Source organism: Hyphomicrobiales bacterium, assembly GCA_017642935.1.
GTDB lineage: Bacteria > Pseudomonadota > Alphaproteobacteria > Rhizobiales > MH13 > MH13.
The window spans coordinates 228,403-248,807 of sequence record JAEPOK010000001.1; the positions used below are offsets into that span (position 1 = coordinate 228,403).

The 20,405-nt window shown below is 60.0% G+C and carries 24 protein-coding genes; 11 read left to right on the plus strand and 13 right to left on the minus strand.

The features are described 5' to 3' along the window. Positions 1-4: 4 nt before the first annotated feature. Positions 5-520 (minus strand): tRNA (cytidine(34)-2'-O)-methyltransferase, encoded by a 516-nt coding sequence (locus tag JJ917_01065; GenBank protein ID MBO6697398.1) that lies wholly within the window; start codon positions 518-520, stop codon positions 5-7. A gap of 344 nt (positions 521-864) precedes the next feature. Here JJ917_01065 and petA point away from each other — a divergent pair, with 344 nt between their 5' ends. The 4 genes from petA to JJ917_01085 all read left to right on the plus strand — a co-directional run bounded on the left by petA (position 865) and on the right by JJ917_01085 (position 4,367). Next, entirely contained in the window at positions 865-1,437 is a 573-nt protein-coding gene (gene petA / locus JJ917_01070; protein ID MBO6697399.1) for a ubiquinol-cytochrome c reductase iron-sulfur subunit, read from the plus strand. Between the two features lie 44 nt (positions 1,438-1,481). Further along, a complete protein-coding gene (locus JJ917_01075; GenBank protein MBO6697400.1) occupies positions 1,482-2,774 on the plus strand; it encodes a cytochrome b/b6 in 1,293 nt (430 codons plus the stop codon). A gap of 32 nt (positions 2,775-2,806) precedes the next feature. Then, entirely contained in the window at positions 2,807-3,652 is an 846-nt protein-coding gene (locus JJ917_01080; GenBank protein ID MBO6697401.1) for a cytochrome c1, read from the plus strand. A gap of 175 nt (positions 3,653-3,827) precedes the next feature. Continuing rightward, complete coding sequence (locus JJ917_01085) at positions 3,828-4,367, plus strand: adenine phosphoribosyltransferase (protein MBO6697402.1); 540 nt, start codon at positions 3,828-3,830, stop codon at positions 4,365-4,367. Between the two features lie 39 nt (positions 4,368-4,406). On the opposite strand, the gene JJ917_01090 is transcribed toward JJ917_01085, so the two are convergent. From JJ917_01090 to JJ917_01110, 5 genes are all read right to left on the minus strand, one after another. Beyond that, the gene (locus JJ917_01090) at positions 4,407-5,021 is read right to left on the minus strand and encodes a hypothetical protein (GenBank protein ID MBO6697403.1); all 615 of its coding nucleotides are present in this window, start codon (positions 5,019-5,021) and stop codon (positions 4,407-4,409) included. Between the two features lie 23 nt (positions 5,022-5,044). Then, positions 5,045-5,803: a dienelactone hydrolase family protein gene (locus JJ917_01095; protein ID MBO6697404.1), complete on the minus strand. Its 759-nt coding sequence runs from the start codon at positions 5,801-5,803 to the stop codon at positions 5,045-5,047. A gap of 90 nt (positions 5,804-5,893) precedes the next feature. Continuing rightward, a complete protein-coding gene (gene ychF, locus JJ917_01100; protein MBO6697405.1) occupies positions 5,894-6,991 on the minus strand; it encodes a redox-regulated ATPase YchF in 1,098 nt (365 codons plus the stop codon). Positions 6,992-7,006: 15 nt separating this feature from the next. Then, on the minus strand, positions 7,007-7,762 hold the full coding sequence (locus JJ917_01105; protein MBO6697406.1) for an aminoacyl-tRNA hydrolase: 756 nt from the start codon (positions 7,760-7,762) through the stop codon (positions 7,007-7,009). A gap of 47 nt (positions 7,763-7,809) precedes the next feature. Next, positions 7,810-8,466 (minus strand): 50S ribosomal protein L25/general stress protein Ctc, encoded by a 657-nt coding sequence (locus tag JJ917_01110; GenBank protein ID MBO6697407.1) that lies wholly within the window; start codon positions 8,464-8,466, stop codon positions 7,810-7,812. A 183-nt stretch (positions 8,467-8,649) separates the two neighbouring features. Between JJ917_01110 and chrA the strand changes: the two genes are divergently transcribed. Then, positions 8,650-9,972 (plus strand): chromate efflux transporter, encoded by a 1,323-nt coding sequence (gene chrA / locus JJ917_01115; protein ID MBO6697408.1) that lies wholly within the window; start codon positions 8,650-8,652, stop codon positions 9,970-9,972. On the opposite strand, the gene JJ917_01120 is transcribed toward chrA, so the two are convergent. Further along, complete coding sequence (locus JJ917_01120) at positions 9,969-10,682, minus strand: TetR/AcrR family transcriptional regulator (protein MBO6697409.1); 714 nt, start codon at positions 10,680-10,682, stop codon at positions 9,969-9,971. The genes chrA and JJ917_01120 overlap by 4 nt on opposite strands. Before the next feature lie 172 nt (positions 10,683-10,854). Between JJ917_01120 and JJ917_01125 the strand changes: the two genes are divergently transcribed. Beyond that, a complete protein-coding gene (locus JJ917_01125; protein MBO6697410.1) occupies positions 10,855-11,124 on the plus strand; it encodes a hypothetical protein in 270 nt (89 codons plus the stop codon). A gap of 69 nt (positions 11,125-11,193) precedes the next feature. Here JJ917_01125 and JJ917_01130 read toward each other — a convergent pair whose 3' ends face one another. The 5 genes from JJ917_01130 to JJ917_01150 all read right to left on the minus strand — a co-directional run bounded on the left by JJ917_01130 (position 11,194) and on the right by JJ917_01150 (position 15,883). Next, positions 11,194-12,129: a ribose-phosphate pyrophosphokinase gene (locus tag JJ917_01130; GenBank protein ID MBO6697411.1), complete on the minus strand. Its 936-nt coding sequence runs from the start codon at positions 12,127-12,129 to the stop codon at positions 11,194-11,196. A 118-nt stretch (positions 12,130-12,247) separates the two neighbouring features. Further along, positions 12,248-13,144, minus strand: a complete 897-nt coding sequence (locus JJ917_01135; GenBank protein MBO6697412.1) for a hypothetical protein — start codon at positions 13,142-13,144, stop codon at positions 12,248-12,250. A gap of 8 nt (positions 13,145-13,152) precedes the next feature. Beyond that, the gene (gene pgeF / locus JJ917_01140) at positions 13,153-13,953 is read right to left on the minus strand and encodes a peptidoglycan editing factor PgeF (GenBank protein MBO6697413.1); all 801 of its coding nucleotides are present in this window, start codon (positions 13,951-13,953) and stop codon (positions 13,153-13,155) included. Further along, positions 13,950-15,047, minus strand: coding sequence for a class I SAM-dependent methyltransferase (locus JJ917_01145; GenBank protein MBO6697414.1), 1,098 nt, complete (start codon positions 15,045-15,047; stop codon positions 13,950-13,952). Before JJ917_01145 ends, pgeF begins: the two co-directional genes overlap by 4 nt. After that, the gene (locus JJ917_01150; protein MBO6697415.1) at positions 15,044-15,883 is read right to left on the minus strand and encodes a prolipoprotein diacylglyceryl transferase; all 840 of its coding nucleotides are present in this window, start codon (positions 15,881-15,883) and stop codon (positions 15,044-15,046) included. The genes JJ917_01145 and JJ917_01150 overlap by 4 nt, the downstream gene beginning before the upstream one ends. A 131-nt stretch (positions 15,884-16,014) precedes the next feature. Between JJ917_01150 and JJ917_01155 the strand changes: the two genes are divergently transcribed. The 5 genes from JJ917_01155 (at position 16,015) to JJ917_01175 (ending at position 18,899) form a co-directional block, all read left to right on the plus strand. Then, entirely contained in the window at positions 16,015-16,302 is a 288-nt protein-coding gene (locus JJ917_01155) for an accessory factor UbiK family protein (GenBank protein MBO6697416.1), read from the plus strand. Positions 16,303-16,499: 197 nt separating this feature from the next. Next, on the plus strand, positions 16,500-17,000 hold the full coding sequence (locus JJ917_01160; GenBank protein MBO6697417.1) for a YbjN domain-containing protein: 501 nt from the start codon (positions 16,500-16,502) through the stop codon (positions 16,998-17,000). Positions 17,001-17,005: 5 nt separating this feature from the next. Next, complete coding sequence (locus JJ917_01165; GenBank protein ID MBO6697418.1) at positions 17,006-17,839, plus strand: pyrroline-5-carboxylate reductase; 834 nt, start codon at positions 17,006-17,008, stop codon at positions 17,837-17,839. Between the two features lie 26 nt (positions 17,840-17,865). Next, positions 17,866-18,552, plus strand: a complete 687-nt coding sequence (locus tag JJ917_01170; GenBank protein MBO6697419.1) for a TetR/AcrR family transcriptional regulator — start codon at positions 17,866-17,868, stop codon at positions 18,550-18,552. 5 nt (positions 18,553-18,557) lie between these two features. Next, positions 18,558-18,899 (plus strand): tRNA-binding protein, encoded by a 342-nt coding sequence (locus JJ917_01175; protein ID MBO6697420.1) that lies wholly within the window; start codon positions 18,558-18,560, stop codon positions 18,897-18,899. Positions 18,900-18,909: 10 nt separating this feature from the next. Here the strand turns inward: JJ917_01175 and JJ917_01180 are convergent, their stop codons facing one another. After that, positions 18,910-20,268 (minus strand): two-component sensor histidine kinase, encoded by a 1,359-nt coding sequence (locus JJ917_01180; protein MBO6697421.1) that lies wholly within the window; start codon positions 20,266-20,268, stop codon positions 18,910-18,912. Between the last annotated feature and the right edge of the window lie 137 nt (positions 20,269-20,405).

Below are 20,405 nucleotides of genomic sequence, written 5' to 3' on the forward strand. Positions count from 1 at the left end.
GCTGTCATGATGTTGCGTTTCCTGTCGCAGGCGCATCGTCCACAGGGGTCTGCGGCATGGTGTTTGGGAAATCATTGGTCTGGCGCAAAGCTTCGCCGACAACAAGGCCGGCGGCAACGGCCATATTGAGCGACCGCGCATCCGGCATCATCGGAATGATCAGCCGCGCATCAGCGCGGCCATGCAGCCAGTCCGGCGCACCGGAGGTTTCCCGGCCCATCATGATGACATCGTCGCGCTGAAACTGAAAATCGGTGTGCGCGGTTGTCGCCTTGGTGGTCATCAACACCAACCTGGGCGGCGCCCAGGCCGTGGCCTTGCGAAAGGCATCGAAGTCAACGTGGACGGACGTCAGCGCTTTGTCGCGATAGTCCAGGCCAGCGCGGCGCAAAGCCCGGTCGTCCATAGAAAATCCGGTGGGGCCGATCACGTGCAAAGGCACGTTGAGGCAAGCCGACAAACGCATCAGCGTGCCGGTATTCGATGGGATTTCGGGCTGGAAAAGGGCGAGTGAAACCAACGGGTGTGCGAAGCGTCAGAGGAGAGGGTGAGGCGCGTCTTCTTTCTACACATTACGACGTCCTGCGCGAGACCAAAGATGGCATGGATGCCTCAGCCATTGGCCGAAGAGGGTGGGTACGAGTTCGATCGCCTCATGCCGCACCCTTCCCACCCATGGACTAGTGGACAAGCGCGCCGCGCAAACGCTAAGAGCAGCCACCTGTTGAGCCTTCGGGAATGCGGCGATATGCCTGCATGCCAAGGCGCGCGCGATTCTCTATAGCGTCTCTGCTCATCAGAGTATGGAATTTTACGGGGTCTGGCGTTTGATTTGCTGGCCCCATCGGACAGTTGCTACGAAGGATGACGAAGTTGTCGACTGAAGCCCAGACACAGGACGAGCCGACCCGGCGCGACTTTCTCTTTATTGCTACGGCCGCCATGGGCGCCGTTGGCGTTGGCGGGCTGGCTTGGCCCTTCATCGCCCAAATGAACCCGGACGCTTCGGCGCTGGCACTGTCGACCAGTGAAGTTGACATCGGCTCGATGCAGCCCGGCGAGCAGGTCTCGGTGATGTGGCGCGGTAAACCGGTTTTCATCCGCTACCGCACCGAGGAAGAGATCGCTGAGGCTGAGGCTGTCGACGTAGATGATCTTCCCGATCCGGCTGCCCGTTTGGCCACCGATGAGGCCGCGCTGGCCACCAATGAGGCGCGCTCGGTTCCGGAAAATCCAGCGCTACTGCTGATGATCGGTGTTTGCACGCATCTGGGCTGTATCCCATTGTCTGAGGCTGGTGATTTTGGCGGTTGGTTCTGCCCGTGCCACGGCTCGCACTATGATACTGCTGGCCGAATTCGCCGCGGCCCGGCGCCGGAAAACCTGCACATTCCGCAGTATGCGTTCATTTCAGAAACGACCATTCGCATCGGCTAAGCCGATCCTATCTTTCGTTTGAAAGGTTTCTAGGAGACCCCTTTATGGCTGGACCTTCAACCTACGTTCCAAAGAGCGGTATTGAGCGTTGGCTCGATGCACGCCTGCCTGTCGTGCGGATGATGCACGGGCAGTTTGTCGAGTTCCCGATCCCGCGCAACCTGAACTACATGTACACGTTCGGCGGTATCCTGATGATCATGCTGGTATCGCAGATCATCACCGGTATCGTGCTTGTGATGCACTACACGCCGCACGCCGACATGGCGTTCAACTCCGTTGAGCACATCATGCGCGATGTGAACTATGGTTGGCTGTTGCGCTACATGCATGCGGTTGGCGCCTCGATGTTCTTTGTGGCGGTCTATCTGCATATTTTCCGCGGCCTCTATTACGGCTCCTACAAAGAGCCACGTGAGGTTCTTTGGATCCTCGGTGTTGTCATCTACCTTCTGATGATGGCTACCGCCTTCATGGGCTATGTGCTCGTTTGGGGTCAGATGTCCTTCTGGGGCGCGACCGTGATCACCAACTTCTTCTCGGTGTTCCCGATCGTCGGTGAGACCTTGGTGCAGTGGCTTTGGGGCGGGTTTGCCGTCGATAACCCGACGCTTAATCGCTTCTTCTCGCTGCACTACTTGCTGCCGTTCATGATCTTCGGTGTGGTGATCCTGCACGTTTGGGCGCTGCACATCACCGGCCAGACCAACCCAACGGGCGTGGAAGTGAAGCAGAAGTCGGACACGGTGCCGTTCACACCCTATGCGACGGTCAAAGACCTGTTCGCCATGGTGCTGTTCTTCATCTTGTTCGCCTACTTCCTGTTCTACCTGCCGAACTATCTCGGCCACGCGGACAACTACATCCCCGCTGATCCTTTGGTCACGCCAGCGCACATCGTGCCCGAATGGTACTTCCTGCCGTTCTACGCGATCCTGCGCGCGGTGCCCGATGCGCTCGGTGGCGTGCTCTTGATGTTTGCGTCCATTGCGGTGTTGTTCTTCCTGCCGTGGCTCGACACGTCCAAGGTCAAATCGGGCGCCTTCCGTTCGGTCTGGTTCAAGGTCGCATTTTGGGTGTTTGCCATCAACGCGGTGTTCCTGGGCTGGCTTGGTTCGAAGCCCGCTGAAGGCCTCTACGTGACGCTGATGCAGCTCTCGACGGTCTACTACTTCGCTTACTTCCTGATCATCCTGCCGCTGCTTGGCCTGTTTGAAACGCCCAAGCCGCTGCCGGCATCGATCACCGAAGCTGTGCTGAAGAAGAACGGCAAGGATGTTGCCTCAGGTGGTGGCCAACCGGCCGGCGCTACGGCGGCACCGGAAACCAAGGGCTAATCGGCGACTTCGCCAATAGGAGACTTTTATCCATGGCTTTCTTTTCAAGCCGCATCTTGAAAACCCTGACGGCCGTTGCCTTGGCGGCGGCACTGCCGGCAACGGGCGCCTTGGCTGCCGGTGATTCCAAAGCACCACGCATGCAGGACTGGTCGTTCGCCGGTATCTTCGGCACCTACGATACCGCGCAATTGCAGCGCGGGTTCCAGGTCTACACCGAGAACTGCTCGGCCTGTCATGCGCTGAGCCGGATCGCGTTCCGCAACCTAATGGAGCCGGGCGGCCCTGAGTTTTCCGAGGCTGAAGTTCGCGCCATCGCAGCCAACTATTTCGTTGAGGACGGGCCGGACTCGTTCGGCGAAATGTTCGAGCGTGAGGCCCGCCTTTCGGATCGCTTCCCGCCACCCTTCCCGAACCAGGAAGCGGCAGTCGCGGCGATGGGTGCTTACCCGCCGGACTTTTCGCTGCTCGCCAAAGCGCGCGCACCGACCCGCGGGTTCCCGAACTTCGTGTTCGATATTTTCACCGGCTATGCTGAAAACGGTCCAGACTACATCTATTCGCTTCTGACCGGCTATGAAGAGCCGCCGGAAGGTGAGGAAGCGCCGATTGGCCTGAACTACAACCCGTACTTCATCGCTGGTGAGTGGATTGCCATGGCGCCGCCGCTGTTCGAAGGCATGCACGCCTATGCGGACGGCTCGCCGGAGACCGTGTCGCAATATGCGCAGGACGTGTCGGCCTTCATGATGTGGGCAGCCGAGCCGCACCTCAATGCCCGCAAGGAGATGGGCTTCCGCGTGATGGCGTTCCTGCTGATCTTTGGCGGTCTGGTCTACATGACCAAGCGCCGGGTCTGGAGCACGATCGACCACTAAGGTCATCGCATCCCTATCTTTTTCAAGCCGCCCGACGAGTTCCGCCGGGCGGCTTTTTTGTGGGCGAACGCGGCATGACCTTGGTCGAGCTTTTCAGCAGCCAAGTGTGCGACTAGGGTAGCCCGGTTTGTCGCATTCGCGGCGTGTTCCGCCCAATCGGAGAGTATCCTTGGCTATCCAACCCGATCCGACACTTGAATCGGCGATCCGCACCATTGTCGACTATCCCAAACCCGGCATCAGTTTTCGCGACATCACAACTCTTCTGGGCGATGCGCGTGCGTTTCGCCGCGCAGTCGACCAGTTGGTCCAACCCTATGCCGGGCTGAAAATCGACCAAGTGGCCGGCATTGAGGCGCGCGGGTTTATTCTCGGCGGCGCCGTGGCGCATCAAATTTCGGCTGGCTTCGTGCCGATCCGCAAGAAAGGCAAGCTGCCGCATGAGACCGTGCGCATTGCCTACAGCCTTGAGTACGGCATTGACGAAATGGAGATGCACAAAGACGCTATCGAGCCGGGCGAAAAAGTCATCGTTGTGGATGATCTGATCGCGACGGGTGGTACCGCTGAAGCGGCGATCAAGCTTCTGCAATCGATGGGAGCGGATGTCGTCGCAGCCTGCTTCATCATCGATCTACCGGACCTGCAGGGTGCGAAGAAGATCGAAGCACTCGGGGTGCCGGTGCACGCACTGATGGAGTTTGAAGGCGATTAGCGGCGAGGCGCCGCCGCGTGACTTGAGTCTCCGATCAAGTCACCCGCCGAACTGCAGAAACCAGAACACGGGGATGGCGAGATAAGCGAAGATGCCTGCTGCCAAGATTGACCGCACCCACAATGCCTTGAACCGGCGGAAGAGGAGCGTGGCCAGCGCAACGCCGAGCGCCGCCTCGAAGGCCGAAAACGCGCGGCCATGATGGGCGCCATCCCAGTAGGATATGGGCGAGCGAAACCGCCAGTCGGAGAGGGGCCAAAAGTGCGGGTGGGCGTCATCCACATGGACGGGGAAGTCGCCAGCCAGATGGGATAGGGCGGCCAGCCCCAACACCGTCAATGCGGGTAGCGCCGGAAGCGGCTCACCTGTCGTTTCCCGTGCTTGTGACTTTGCCCAAAACCAGCCGAGCAGCGCGGTCGCGATATAAAGCGGCGCAGAATTGCCGATCGCTGTAATGGTCAGCATAGGCTCGGAGAAATAGATGCGGCCCCAAAGCTCGCTTTGCGGTACGCCGGTCACCATCGCCCAACCGAACAGCGCAAAAATCGCGGCATCCGGCAGCAGCGCGCCGATGATCAGCGCCATGTTGCGCTTGGGCGCATCGGGTTTGGCGAAAAGGGCGGCAGCGACGAGCAGGTGGGTTTGGGTGTTCACGGCTCGTCGCTAGCGCGTTGGTCTTAAAGGTTTTCAGCCAGGAACACTTGTAAGCCGGACCAAGAAGCTTGATCGGCCTCCAGCAGATAGTCGCTGGAGTTAAACACCGTGAACGAGTGTCGCGCGCCGCCGAAAACGCCGGCGGCATGCTCAACACCTGCCGCCTCAAGTTCGTTCAGCGTCTGGGCCAAATCAGCCAGACCGGAAACCGGATCGGCGCTGCCATGGTAGAACTGGATCGGTCCCATGACGGAAGCCCAGTCCTGGCCGTCGGGCGTGCCCAGACCCGCATGGAAGGCGACGAAGCCATCGACATCGGCGCCAGCACGCGCTGCTTCCAGAACAGCTGCTCCGCCAAAGCAGTAGCCGATCATCACTATGTCCTCGCTGGCGCCTGGAATGTTGGCGGCTTCATCGACGGCGCCCAGCAAACGCTCGCGGAAGGTTTCGCGGTCGGCATACATGGCGCCGGACGCCGCGCGGTACTCCTCAAAACCTTGCGGGTTCACTTCGGTGGAATAAACGTCGATGGCGAAGGCCGTGTAGCCGAGCGCGGCCAACATATCGGCGCGGCGCATCTCATAGTCGGTAAGGCCGTCCCAATCATGGACGATGAGGACCGTGCCCTTGGGATCCTCAAGAGCGGTGTTGGTGGCCACATACCCCTCAAAGGTCTGGTCACCGATGGTGTAGAGATGTGTTTCGCCGACGATTTCGGCGGACACGGGCGCCGCAAACAGGGCGGTTGAAACAAGCAGGGCAGGGGTGAGAACCAAGCGCATGGGAGCCTCCAAAGGATGGGTCGAACGTGTGATCCCACTTAGCGTCGGCTAGCATGATGACCAGTGTGTGGCACTGATAGGGAGGTGCGCTTACGTGTTGAACTTGAAAAGCAGCACATCACCATCCTGGACGACATATTCCTTGCCTTCGTCGCGCGCCTTGCCGGCCTCCTTGGCCGCCGTTTCACCTTTCAGCGCGACATAGTCGTCATAGGCAATGGTCTGCGCCCGGATGAAGCCGCGTTCAAAATCGGTGTGGATGACCCCAGCGGCCTGCGGCGCCTTGGTGCCGGTGGTGATGGTCCAGGCGCGCGTTTCTTTCGGCCCGGCGGTGAAATAGGTGACGAGACCCAGCAGCGCGTAGCCTTCGCGGATCAGGCGGTCGAGGCCCGCTTCTTCCAGGCCCAGCGTTTCCAGGAACTCGGCGTGTTCGTCCTGGGGCAGCACGGCCACCTCAGCCTCAATAGCCGCAGAGATCACAACGCTGCGCGCGCCGGTTTCTTTGGCGTAGGCCTCAACCTTGGCCGAGTAGGCATTGCCATCGCCGGCGGCGTCTTCCTCAACGTTGCAAACATAAAGGATCGGCTTGGAGGTCAGGAGGTTGAGCATCTGAAATGCCTTTTCCTCCTCCGCTGAGCGCTCCACCAAACGGGCCGGTTTGCCGTTCTGCAGCATCTCCAACGCCTGTTCCATGATCGGCAGGATGGTCAGTGCTTCCTTGTCTTTGCCGGAAGCTTTCTTGCGCGTTGCGACGACGCGTTTTTCTAGGCTCTCCAGGTCGGCGAGCATCAGCTCGGTTTCGATGGTCTCAATGTCCGCCAGCGGTTCGATTTTCCCGTCGACATGAGTGATGTCTTCGTCCTCAAAGCAGCGTACGACGTGCACTATGGCATCGACCTCGCGAATGTTGGCCAGGAACTGGTTGCCCAAGCCTTCGCCTGAGGCCGCGCCGCGTACGAGGCCGGCAATGTCGACAAAGGTGATACGTGTTGGGATGATCTCTTTCGACTGGGCAATCGCGGCGATCTCATCCAGGCGCGGATCGGGTACCGCCACATCGCCGGTGTTCGGCTCGATGGTGCAGAACGGATAGTTGGCCGCCTGGGCAGCCGCCGTTTTGGTCAGCGCGTTGAAAAGGGTCGATTTGCCAACATTGGGCAGGCCGACAATGCCGCATTTAAAACCCATCGGGCTCTCTCTTTCTTAGGTGTCTTTGGTGCCGAGCAGCTTTTTCAGCATGTCGGCCATCGGTCCCTTGGTTGGAACTTTCGGTGCTGTGGTTTGCCGTGCCTGACGGATATGAGATTGGCCGCTTCCGGTGGCGGCGGACGTTTGCGTTGAAGCTTTCTTCTCAGCCTTGGCGGGTTTCTCAGACCGCCACTGTGCCGTCGCCTCGTTTAGGCGGGCATTCAGGTCGCTGTCTTTGCCGTCGAGTGCCAGATCGATCGAGCGCGCCAACTCCTCGCAGACCGCGTTTACCCAGGGTTCATCGGCCTTGGGGAAGTCTTTCAGGACATAGCCTGAGACCAGATCCTTGTGGCCAGGGTGGCCAATGCCGAGGCGAATGCGGCGATAGTCTTTGCCAAGATGTGCGTCCAGGCTCTTCAAGCCATTATGCCCGCCATGGCCACCGCCGGCTTTAATCCGGGTGCGCCCTGGTTCGAGATCAAGCTCATCATGGATTGCCGTCACATCGCCTGCCTCGAGCTTGTAGAAGCGGGCGATCTCACCAGCGGCCTGACCGGACAGATTCATGAAGGTTGTCGGCTTGGCGAGCAGCACTTTGTGGGCGCCATTTGGCCCTTCTATGCGGCCTTCGCTAACCTGCGCAGAGAAACGCGAACGCCACGGCGAAAAGCCGTGGCGCGCATGGATGGCATCAACGGCCATGAAGCCGATATTGTGCCGATTTTGGGCGTACTGACCGCCTGGATTGCCAAGGCCGACAAGCAGATGCATGGCTCGCCTCGTTCAGGTGGACCGGACCAAAGCCTAGTCTTCCAAACCTAGTCTTCGGCTTCTTCCTCGCCGACGGTCGGCACTTCGGCCGGTGTTTCTGCTGCATCCTCGTCCGCTTCGTCTTCGTCGCTCTTCAGCGCTGCAGGCGAGGCGATCGTGGCGATCACGAAGTCACGATCGGTGATCGTAGGTTCGGCGCCATCAGGCAGGTTGATCGCTGAGATGCCAAGCGTGTCGCCAAGCTCAGCGGTGCCAAGGTCGAGTTCCAGGAACTCAGGGATCGCGTTGGCTGGGCAGTTGAGTTCCACTTCGTGGCGCACAACGTTCAACACGCCACCAGCTTTCAGCCCGGGCGAGATTTCCTCGTTGAGGAAGTGCACCGGAATGTTGACCGTCAGCGTTGCACCTTTAGCCACGCGCAGGAAATCAACATGCATTGGAAAGTCGCGCACGGGATCGAGCTCGTAATCCTTGGCGATCACCTGGTGCTTTTCACCGTCAACATCGATCGTGCCAACCGTGGTCATAAAACCACCGCCATGGATCAACAGGTTCACTTCCTTGTAGGGAAGGGCAAGGGGGATCGGATCTTTTTTGTCGCCGTAAATTACGGCGGGCAGCATGGCCTCGCGTCGCAGAGCACGGGCAGCTCCCTTGCCGACCCGTTCGCGCCGCGTGCCAGCCAGTTCATAGCTCTCACGCATGGCATTTCTCCAATGAAACAATAAAAAACGCCGGACAATCCGGCGGTTTCCGCCGCGCGTGCCTCCAGGGGGGTCTGGCGCGGACGCCGGTCTATAACGCCGATTGGTGTGCGATGCAAATGCTGTTGCGCTCGACACCGTCAGTGTCATTGCGCTGTCATAGAGCCTCGCCTAGGACGGGGCATGACGACCGGCTATTCCGACACGACCGACCACCATGCGCAAGCAAGTCTTGGTGATGTAACCACCACTTTCGCGCGTATTGGCGTGCTGTCGTTCGGCGGTCCGGCGGCGCAGATCGGCCTCATGCACAAAGTGGTGGTGGATGAGAAGAAGTGGTTGCCGGAAGATCGGTTTCTGCACGCGCTCAACTATTGCATGCTTTTGCCAGGTCCGGAGGCGATGCAGTTGGCAACCTATATTGGCTGGCTTTTGCAAGGTGCACGCGGTGGCCTGATCGCGGGCCTGCTTTTCATTCTGCCCGGTTTCCTCGTCCTGCTTGGGTTGGCGACGCTTTATGTGACGTTGGGCCATGTACCCGCGGTTGAGGGACTGTTGTTTGGCCTTCAAGCAGCGGTGGTGGCCATCGTTTTGCAGGCGCTTATCCGATTGTCGCAAAAGACGCTGACCTCATCGCTGGCCGCTGCCCTTGCTTTGGCAGCCTTCACGGCGCTTTACATGTTTGATGTGCCTTTCCCGCTGGTCATTGCCGTTGCCGCTTTGATTGGCGTTGCCGTTTGGGGTCGCGGCGAGGAGCGAATTGAAGCGGTGCCCGTTGCGGCCCACAGCGCGCGCAACGCTTCGTCGCTTTGGGCCGCTGCCGTTTGCGCTGCTCTTTGGCTGGGACCACTCGTTCTACTGGTACTCGGCCTTGGGCTGCAGTCGCTCTGGACGCAGCAAGCTTTGTTCTTTTCCTGGACGGCGATCATTACATTTGGCGGCGCCTATGCGGTGCTCGCCTACATTACGCAGGTCGTGGTGCAGGATTTTGCCTGGCTTTCCACCGCTGACATGGTGACGGGTTTGGGCTTGGCCGAATCCACGCCAGGACCGTTGATCCTCGTTCTGGTTTTTGTCGGCTATGTTGCGGCGGCGCAGGCCGGGCTCGACCTCAATCCGGTGCTGGCCGGACTGTTGGGCGGTACGCTGACGCTCTGGTTCACGTTCTTGCCGTGCTTTGTCTGGATTTTCCTCGGCGCACCCTTTGTTGAGCGCACGCGGGAAATTGTTTGGCTGAAGAATGCCTTGCGCGGCGTGACGGCGGCGGTCGTCGGTGTGATCGCGTCGCTTGCAGTCTGGTTCGCGATCCAGGTTCTCTTTGATGTGGTCAGTGAAGCCCGCCTGGGCCCAGCGAGCTTGCCAGCGCCCATGCTCTCCAGCCTCAACGTTCCCGCCTTGGCGATCGCTGTACTCGCGGGCATTCTGTTGATCGGATTGCACCGCGGACTGTTCACGACGCTGGGCCTATGCGCCGCGCTGGGTGTTGCGTTTCGACTGTTTGTCTAGTCGAGTTTTGCGAGGGCTGCCGCCATGCGTGGCTTGAAGCTTTCGGTGCCATAACGGGCGATGAACGTTTCAAGCGTTTCTTTGACGACGCGGTTGCGATGGTTTTGGCTAACCGTGTCACGCACCTGGAACATGAGCTCATAAAAATATACGGACCGCGCCAACTGCCAGAATTGGTGCGCGGCAAAGTGTTTGTCTGGAATGATTAAGTCGCCAGCCTCCTCGCTGCGCTCGAAGATGGCCGTCAAATGTTCGACCATTGGCATGATGGCTGCGATGTAAAAGGCATGGCCGACATGTGGCAGGCGCTGCGCCTCAGCCACGCAGGTGCGATAGACGGCTTGGGCCAGCGGTGAGACCATGAACGTCACCGCAAGCTTGCAACCCTCGATCAGTGCATCTTCGGTGGATGCATTGAATGTCACCGCACGCAGACGCGCGCGCTGTTCCACGCAGCGGCGGTCGATGACAGCGCGAAACAGCGCCTCCTTCTCATGGAAATATTTGTAGAGCGTGGCTTTGGAGATGCCCGCTTTGAGCACGATGTCGTCAACGCTCGCGCCAGCATAGCCATGGGAGAGGAAGATCTCTTCGGCCGCGTCGAGCAATTGATCCTCTTTGCGCCCGACAGGTTTGCGGGTCATCGCCGCGTCAAGCGCGTGGAGAACCTCGGCAGGCACGGAAGGGGTCTGCGGCGTGGTGTCAGTCATGAATCAAGTCTTTGGTTCGGATCTGGGGCAGGCGATTGGTCACAAAAATAAAACAAACCGTTTAGTTCATTTTTGCATTGACCGTAGCGCATTCTCGTGGCATTTGTCCATCAACTGAACCAAACGGTTTAGTTCACTATGTAAACGAAACTCAACTTGAAGGAATGAACCCATGAAACGTTTTGCTCTTACCCTCGCCGCCGCCTCACTTGCAGCTGGCAGCGTCGCCGCACCAGCCTTGGCTGACGGCATGGATACCTACGTTGATACGACTGTGGTTTCCGTCGATCGCGATAATGGGCGGATGAATCTGGCCAACGGTACCACGCTTGATCAGTCGATCGAGTGGTTCGCCATCCCGCCGCAGGCTTCTGCAGGCGACAAGGTGCGCGTCATCATCGATCACAACAATGATCTGGACCGCGTGGTTGTTCTACGCTGAGGCGCAGCTCATGCGTGATGCAAGCAGGCGGATCGAAAATACATCGGTCCGCCTGTTCCTTTTGAGGCTTTAGGCGAAAAGGCTGGAGACTGATTTTTCCAGGGCGGTGCGCATGATCGCCTCGCCAAGCAGGCTTGCAACGGTGACGACACGGATGTTGTGGGCATTTTTCACCGCTTCGGTGGTCTCGATCGTATCGGTGATCACCAGCTCTTTGAGGTTTGAACCGGCGATCCGCGTCACGGCGCCGCCTGAGAGCACACCATGTGTGATGTAGGCTGAGACCTCTTTGGCGCCCATGCCCAGCAGCGCATCGGCCGCATTGCACAGCGTGCCACCGGAATCGATGATGTCATCGACCAACAGGCACGACATGCCTTCCACTTCGCCGATTACGTTCATCACTTCAGATTCGCCTGGCCGATCGCGGCGCTTGTCGACGATGGCAAGCGGCGCATCGACGCGCTTGGCGATGGCGCGAGCGCGCACAACGCCGCCTACATCTGGTGACACCACCGCCAACGGACCGTTGGCCGTGTAGTGGTCCATAATGTCTTTGGAGATCACCGGCTCGGCGAAAAGGTTGTCGGTGGGGATATCGAAGAAGCCCTGAATTTGTCCGGCGTGCAGATCAATGGTCAGCACGCGGTCTGTGCCTGCCTGGGTGATCATGTTGGCGACCAATTTGGCGGAGATCGGCGTGCGACCTGCCGTGCGTCGATCCTGACGCGCGTAACCGAAGTAAGGAATCACCGTTGTGATGCGCTTGGCGGAGGATCGACGCAGCGCATCGACCAGAATCAGCATCTCCATCAGATTGTCGTTGGCCGGAAAACTGGTGGACTGGAGAACGAACACATCCTCGCCGCGGACATTTTCCTGGATTTCAACGAATATTTCCTTGTCGGCAAAGCGCCGGACGTCCGCTTTGCAGAGCGGCACATCAAGATAGCCCGCAATGGCGTTGGCCAGCGCGAGGTTGGAGTTTCCGGCGACAAGCTTCATGTGGGCGGTCCTGAACGGGATAGGTCGCGCGTGTGTTAGCGAAAGGGTACCCGTGAGTCCATGCACCGCTTTGGGCGTAGGTGACCGATATGTTGACGCTGGCGAGACGCAGCTTGGGTCAGACCGGATTCTGCTGCAGCCACTGCATCATGCGCCCGGCGACATCATCGGCGATCAGCTGGACGGTATTGGGATCAACCAAAGCCCAGCCGTCTGGTCCGGAACGCGGGATCGAGCGGGCGCCGGATACGCGGTGACGCAGCGTTCCACGCGCATCGAAGATATCAAAAACATAGATGACGGAGGTCACCTGATCAGCAGGAATCGCGCTGACTTGCGAGCGCACCACAAATTGCGCGGTTTCATCGCCAAAAAAGGCCAGCTGCATGCCGCGCCGGTAGGTGGCATCGTCGATGGCATCGAACAGCTGGGTTGCTTGCGGCTCGGGTGCTGTTGTGATTGGCGCCAGGGAAACGCGCGGCCATTGCGGCGTTGCCGGCGCTAGCGCTGGCGCCACCGATTGTGGCTGAAGACCGGCCTGTACGGCCTCTTGCAGTGTTTCTGTTGAAGATCCGTCAGAGGCGCCAAGGGTTTGGGAGCGCTGGCTTGCAAAAGGATCGCTGCCTGGCACCGGGTTGGGGTCGATGCGCGAAAAATCTTGCAGCGTCGTCTGGGTGCCCGGCGCCGGTGAGAGGGTGCCAGGTTGTAAGGTGCCGGGTTGTAAAGTTCCCGGCTGGATTGATGTCGGCTGGGCGGTCTGCACGGGCTGCGCGCCTGGCGTTCCCAGCGGCTGGGCCGTGACGGTGCCGGGCAGTGGTGCGGTTTGAACCTGCGACACTGGCTGAGGCGTGATCGGGCTCACGCTCTCCAGCGAACCTGGGCCTTCCGGCGATGCGCACGCGCCCAGTAACAACAAGGCGGCAAGGATGGCGACGCGGTTCAACAAGGGCGTACTCGACTCAACGTAGGGGAAGGTCTGCGACAGACCGGCTTTATCGCGGCTAACCCCTACCACGTCTAGGGTTAAGCGTTTTCTTCTGTTGGTTGCCCGTGTGTCAGCATGATGGCGCTGGCGAGGCGACCATAGTCTGGCTCACCCAAATGCGTCGCGCGACGGTAGCTATAGAAGAGGTCTGGCTCGCTGTAGGTGCAGCGCGCCAAATTGTTGGCAGCAATACCCGCCCGCGCCAGCCGCTCCATCGTATAGGCGGGCAGATCGAACATGAAATGATCCTCGCGTTTGGACGGGGTGAAAAAGCGGGTGTTTTGCGGATCGTCCTGAAGGAAACGCGCCCGATAGTCCGCGCCGACCTCATAGGCTTTGGCGCTAATCGATGGGCCCAGGGCGGCTTTGATGTTAGCCCGGCTCGCCCCTTCGGCTTCCATTTGCGCCAAGGTCGCTTCGACAATGCCGGTCATCGCGCCCTTCCATCCTGCATGGGCTGCGCCGATGACACCTGCCTGTTCATCGGCAAACAGAATCGGCCCGCAATCGGCGGCCTGGGCGCAGATGACCAGGCCAGGCGTTGCCGTCACGATGCCATCGGCGCGCGGGGCGGCGTTTGATTGCCAGGGCACAGCGGTGCGGATGCAGGTCGCGCTGTGATGCTGATAGACCGTGAGGAATGCGTCACCGCCAAGGTAAGCCAGGATGCGGGCGCGGTTCACCTTCACATGAGGGACGTTGTCGCGTGAGCCCAGCCCGGTGTTGAGGCTGTTGTAGAGCCCCATGGAAACGCCGCCCTGGCGGGTAAAGAAGCCATGGCGGACACCTTCCATCGCGCCAAGCGTTGGGTCGAGAAGCGGCTTCAGCGCATCGCTCATGCAAGTTCCTTCAAGGTGGTGATCGGCTCAAGGCCGGGAAGGGAGATTGGGGCACTGGCAAAACCCATGACTTTGAACAGCTTGCCCATCGCCGCGTCGCCGGCCAGCCGTTCCACGGCCAGGCTGATGGCATTTTGGGTGGCGGTGTCGCCGTGAGCGCCAAGTTGGCCAGCCCGCTCCAGAAGCCCCAGCGCAAGGAGGAACGGTCCTTGGTCAGCCATGCCGAGAGTCGTCAGTCCGCTGCCTTGGGCAATGTTCGCAAGGTGCTCAAAATCGACATGGGTTGTGAGGTCGGCCGATCCGGGATCGGCAAGCGAATCGGTCTTTCGGTGGTTGCGCACTGCCTGCAGCGTGTCGCCAGTTCCCGATTTCAGCGCGCCATAATCAATGATGAGGCCTGCGCCGCCATTGGTGTGCAGGTGGTTTGCCAGCTGCCGCATCACGGCGTCTTGCGCCGGGCTGTGCTCGACGATGGTCCCCGCCGGACAATCAGCAATGGATTTTAGCGTTGGTAAGGGTGTCGGATCGACGCCGAAGACCAAGTCGCCCTGGTCGTCGAGGCCAATCTTGCGGGCGTTCCAGCCTTTCGGGGTGCGAACCCATTGATTGGTCGGTAGCGCATCGAAAAACTCATTGGCCACCCAGAGTGTCGGCACGTTAGGCACCGATTCCAGGCTGCCATGGTGGGTCGGCGTGACGCCAACAGCAGCAAGTGTCGTGATCTGCGCGGCGCGTAGTGCAGGGCTCGTCTCGACAAGGTGGGTATCGAGCGCGTCGCGCAACGCCGGTTCGAGGCTGACGATGCGCAGGATGTCGGCCATCAGCGTACCGCGCCCTGGACCAAGTTCGACCAAGGCACACGGCGCTGGGCGTCCCAGCTGGCGCCAGGCTTCGACAAGCCACGCGCCGATTAACTCACCGAAAAGCTGGCTGATCTCCGGCGCGGTGGTGAAATCGCCCTCGCGCCCAAGCGGATCGCCTTTGACGTAATAGCCATGCTCGGGATGGCTTAGGCAGAGCTGCATGTACCGGCCGACAGTGATCGGCCCGGACGTCTCGATCTCGGTGCGGATAAGATCGTGAAGAAGCGTCATGCGGCAGCGCTGGCGGGCGTTTTGCGCGATAGCGCGATCAGCACAAGACCCGCGAGGATCATGGGCAGGGACAAAAGCTGACCCATGGTGATCAGCCCGCCGATCAGGCCAATGCTAGGATCGAAGGCGCGGACATATTCTGCCAGGAAGCGGGTGATGCCGTAGCCGGCCGTGAAAATGCCGCCGACAAGGCCAGGCCGTTTGAGACCGCCCAAACGGATAGCAATCGCGCAGACAAGGAACAGCACCACACCCTCGCCGAATGATTGGTAGAGCTGGCTTGGATGGCGCGGCAGATCATCGGCCATCGGAAAAACCATGCCCCATGGCAGATCGGTCGGGCGGCCCCACAATTCGCCATTGATGAAGTTGGCAAGTCGGCCAAAGAATAGGCCAATCGGAGCAGCCGCGCCGATGATATCAAACAGGGAGAGGGCGCTGGCTTGGCGTTTGCGGGCATACAGGATCATCGCCCCGATGACGCCCAAGAGCCCGCCATGGAAGCTCATCCCACCGTTCCAAACCTGCAGGATCGTGATCGGATCGGCCAAAAACCGGGCGGGTTCGTAGAAGATAACATAGCCGAGGCGCCCGCCGATGATGACGCCGAGCGTTGCCCAGGTCAGGAAATCGTCAATGTCTTCCGGCTTGTAGGGGGCACCAGAGGCGGGCCAAAGCTGCGGGCGTTGGACAAGGCGTCGGACATACCACCACCCGCCGACGAGACCGGCAATATAAGCAAGCGCGTACCAACGAATCGCGAAGGGGCCGATCTCGAACAGCACCGGATCGATGACCGGAAAGGCAAGCGCGGGCAGGGTTGTCAGGGTTATCATAGGGACAGGCTTGTTGCTCCGGTCTCATCATCGGATGGCTCGTTTTGCCCCTCTCTTGCATGAACGCGAGGGCTGAACCATATGTTTCGCAGCGCTGGTGGCGCGACGTTGCAAAAAAGGATCACACCAACATGACCCAATCGAACAGCCGTTTGTTTGACGATCTTGGCCGCTTGATGACCGATGCCGCGGGTCTGGCCGATGGTGTGCGCCGCGAAGTGGAAACGGTTGCCCGCTCGCAGATGGAGCGCATGGTCGCCACGATGGACTTGGCTCGCGAAGAAGACATTGATGTTTTGCGCGACATGGTCGCTAAGCAGCGCGAGGCCAATGAGGCGTTGGAAGCGCGCGTCGCGGCTCTGGAAGCCCAAATTGCGACCCTGTCCAGCGGAAAACCTGCTGACGAGTCAACCGACTAAGGATCGTTGGGCCGGAGCACCCGTCCCAGTCATCCACACCATCAATCGAAGTTGTTCACCGATAATACTGCGCTGCACCGCCTGCTAAAGGCTGTTGTGGGGTGCCGGGCGCCTGCCGCTCACCTATAGTTGACGTGTCGAAAGATTCGCTGGCTCCCGAACCGGTTTTTGATTGGCTCGGGCAAAGGATAGGCAGTATGTCGCTTGCCGATTTCGAGGCCGACCGCCTCAATCATCCCGTCGATGTTGTCGAACATCTGGCCTCACTCAATGAGTGGGCGTTTGAGCGTTCGAGCGACCATGAAATCACAATTTCGGTCGAAGGATCTTGGTCGTCCTATCATGTCTCGTTCTCCTGGATGGAGGATTATGAGGCGCTGCATCTGGCGTGTGGGTTTGACCTCAAAGTCCCGCCGACGCGGCTGACGGAGATCACCAAGCTTTTGGCGTTGGTGAATGAACAGCTTTGGATCGGTCACTTTGATCTTTGGCGCGACCAATCGGCGATTGTGTTCCGGGCAACGCTGCTCCTCAGCGGTGGCGCAGATGCCACGCCGCAGCAATGCGCCAGGATGCTGGAATCGGCCGCCGAAGTCTGCGAGCGTTATTATGAGGCGTTCCAATATGTCGTCTGGGCCGGCAAGAGCGCGCAGGATGCCTTGTCCGACGCGCTGTTTGAGACGGCCGGCGAAGCGTAGGCCTGATGTCCGGCTTTGACAGCATCGTGGTGATCGGCGCCGGCAAAATGGGCGGCGCCCTTGTCGATGGATGGTTGGCACAGGGCGTTGACCCCGCCAGCATTCGCCTTGTCGATCCAGCGCTTGAAACCGATGATCGAGGCTGGCCCGCCCGGGGCGTCTCCTGTTTTGGCTCCGTCGAAGCGCTCGACATAAGGCATCCGGCGCTCGTTCTCTTGGCGATCAAGCCGCAAATGATAGCGGCTGTGCTGCCCGGTTTGGCAGGTCTTGATCATGATGGGTTGACCGTTCTTTCCATCGCCGCGGGTACGACGCTCGCAACATTGCAAGGTGCCTTTCCAAAAGCCGTCTCTATTCGCTCCATGCCCAACACTCCGGCAGCCGTTGGTGCAGGCATCACGGCGGCCTATGGGCCAGATACCAGCCAGACTGTGCGCGAAGGCGTGACAGCGCTTCTAAAAGCGGTGGGACAAGTCGTCTGGGTAGATGGCGAACGCGCGATGGATGCTGTGACCGCCGTCTCAGGTTCTGGACCAGCCTACGTCTTCCACATGGTTGAAGCTCTGGCAGAGGCTGGCGAGGCGCTCGGATTGCCGGCGGAAACGGCGATGGCGTTGGCGAGGCAGACGGTTGTTGGGTCTGGCAAACTGCTTGCTGATGCAAACGAAAGCGCTGCGCAATTGCGCGTTAATGTAACGTCGCCCGGCGGCACGACGGCCGCTGGATTGAGCGTCTTGCGCGACACTGGACGGCTTGCTGACCTGATGCGCGAAACGACCAAGGCAGCGTTTGACAGATCGGTGGCGCTTGCGGCATCCAAAAGCGACGAGACGCCGTAAATTCTGCGGTAGTCGCAGGAGAGAGCATGCTCAACAAGACCGAGACCAAAGCCGTCATAGACGCGTTCATGATGCTGTTGGCGACAACGTCGTTTTCTGACATCCGGCTGCGAGACGTCGCCGACAAGGCCGATGTGCCGCTCGCCAAGCTGGCGATGAGTTTCGCCTCTCGCCTTGACCTGTTCGAAGCCTTCGCAGCACAGATCGATGAAATTGTGTTGGCTGGCGATGATCCGGATATGGCCGAAGAGCCGGCTCGCGAACGGTTGTTCGACGTCTTCATGCGCCGTTTCGATGCGATTTTGCCCTACAAACCGGCGCTCATTCAGCTTGAGCGTGATCTCAAACGAGACCCGGCGCTGGCCATGTCCTTTGCGCGTATTGCTTCACAATCCATGACGCGGATGGCGGCCAGCGCCGACATTGATGTCGAAGGTGCCCGTGGCGCGCTCGTGCGCGCTGGGCTGTTGCAGGTTTATGGTCGGGTGATGCGCGTGTTCTTGCAGGAGAGTGATGAAGGCCAGGCGCGCACCATGGCCGAGCTCGACAAGGCGCTGCGTCAGGCCGAACGGCGCATTGGCGATCTGGATGGCATGATGACCATGCTGCGTGGCGAAGGTGGTATGAGCGGCGGACCGCTCTGCCGGTGGCGCGAACAAATGCGCCGACGCGGCGGGAACGATGATGCTGAGCCAGCGCCGGAAGCCGCCTAAGTGCCATGAGTGACACCATTAGCTTCGATGAATTTCTCAAAGTCGATGTGCGTGTCGGCACCATCGTGGAAGCTGAGCCGTTTCCCGAGGCGCGCAAACCGGCGATCAAACTGAAGATCGATTTTGGTGATGCGATCGGCGTGAAGAAGAGCTCCGCACAGATCACCAAGCACTACGCGCCTGAAAATCTCGTCGGTCAGCAGGTGATGGCGGTGGTGAACTTCCCGCCGCGCCAGATCGGGCCGATGATGTCGGAGGTTTTGACGCTCGGCGTTCCTGATGGGGACGGCGAGGTTGTGCTGCTGCGGCCGACGGACACCGTGCCGAATGGCGGGCGCCTCTACTAGGGTCTCGACGCTAGGCCGGGATTGTGATCTTGGCCTGCAATCCGCCAAGCGGACTGTCACCCAGCGTGATGTCACCGCCATGGGCACGCGCGATGTCGCGGGCGATCGCCAAGCCAAGGCCTGTGCCGCTTTCATCCAAATTGCGTGCCTCATCGAGTCGGAAGAACGGACGGAAGACGTCCTCGCGCTTTTCGCTGGGAATGCCTGGGCCGTCATCATCGACAGTGACGATCAGTTGATCGGCGGTGCGTTCGCCGCGTAGGGCGACATTGTCTGCGTGGCGTTGGGCATTGGTGACGAGATTGGTCACCAGCCGCTTAAAGGCAAGCGGTTTGACCGACGCGGTCGGCGCGCCGTCGAAACGTACCTCGACGGTGTGTTCGTTGGTGCTTGCGGTTTGGGCGATATCCGCGAGCAGCTCTTCGACATTGCAGGGCGCGCTGACCTCGCCATCATCGCCGCGCGCGAAGGCCAGATAGCCTTCCAGCATCGCCTGCATTTCATCGACATCACGGCCCATTTCCTGCGCGGCTTTTTCATCACCAAGCAGTGCCAGTTCCAGTTTGAAACGGGTTAGAATCGTGCGCAGATCGTGACTCACGCCTGACAGCATTGCCGTGCGCTGGTCGACATGGCGCTCAATACGCTCGCGCATGCGCCAAAACGCGATAGTCGCGCGGCGGATCTCGCGCGCACCGCGCAAGTTCATTTCCTCGTCTACTTCCTGGCCACGGCCAAAGCGGTCGGCGGCGTCGGCAAGGCGCAGGACCGGCCGGATCTGATTGCGTAGAAAGAGGACGGCCACAATCAACAGCACAAGCGATGCGCCGGTCATCCACACCAGAAAGATATGGGAGTTGGAGGCGTAGGTTTGGTTGCGCCTGGCAAAGACCCGCAAAACCTGGCCGTCATCGAGTTTGACCCGCACCTCAACCAGGTTGGAGCGACCGACGGTGTCGATCCAAAAGGGCCGTTGAATGCGCCGCGAAATCTCTTGGCTAAGCGTGCGGTCGAGCAAGTCGAAGAATGGCTTGGGCAACGCCGTCGGCAGGGCGGTGTCGGGCAGGAACGCGACGTTGAGGTCGAGGGCGTCGCGGGCGATCCGGATGACTTCGGTTTGGTCGGCCTCGTTCTCGGGAAAGGTCTCGACCATCTCGATGACGGCGGCGATATCGCGCGTCACCGCTTGCGACAAACGCTCGGTCACCAGTTCCCAGTGGCGTTCCATGAAGACAAAGGCGACCACCGATTGCAGGATCACCACAGGCGTGATGATGATCAGCAGGGAGCGGGCATAGAGTCCCTGAGGCAGGATCGGCTTGGCGACTTGGCCAAGCTTGCGTAATCCCCAGCGCAAGCCGCGGAACATGGAGCCCACCGGCGCAAAGATGGCTCCCCATGCACTGCGCTTGATGCCTGGCGCTTCATCGTGTGCGCTGTCACCTGATGGCGTCGCTCTGCGCGTGCCGCTCCACCAATGTCTCGACACCCGGCGCCATAGGCCGC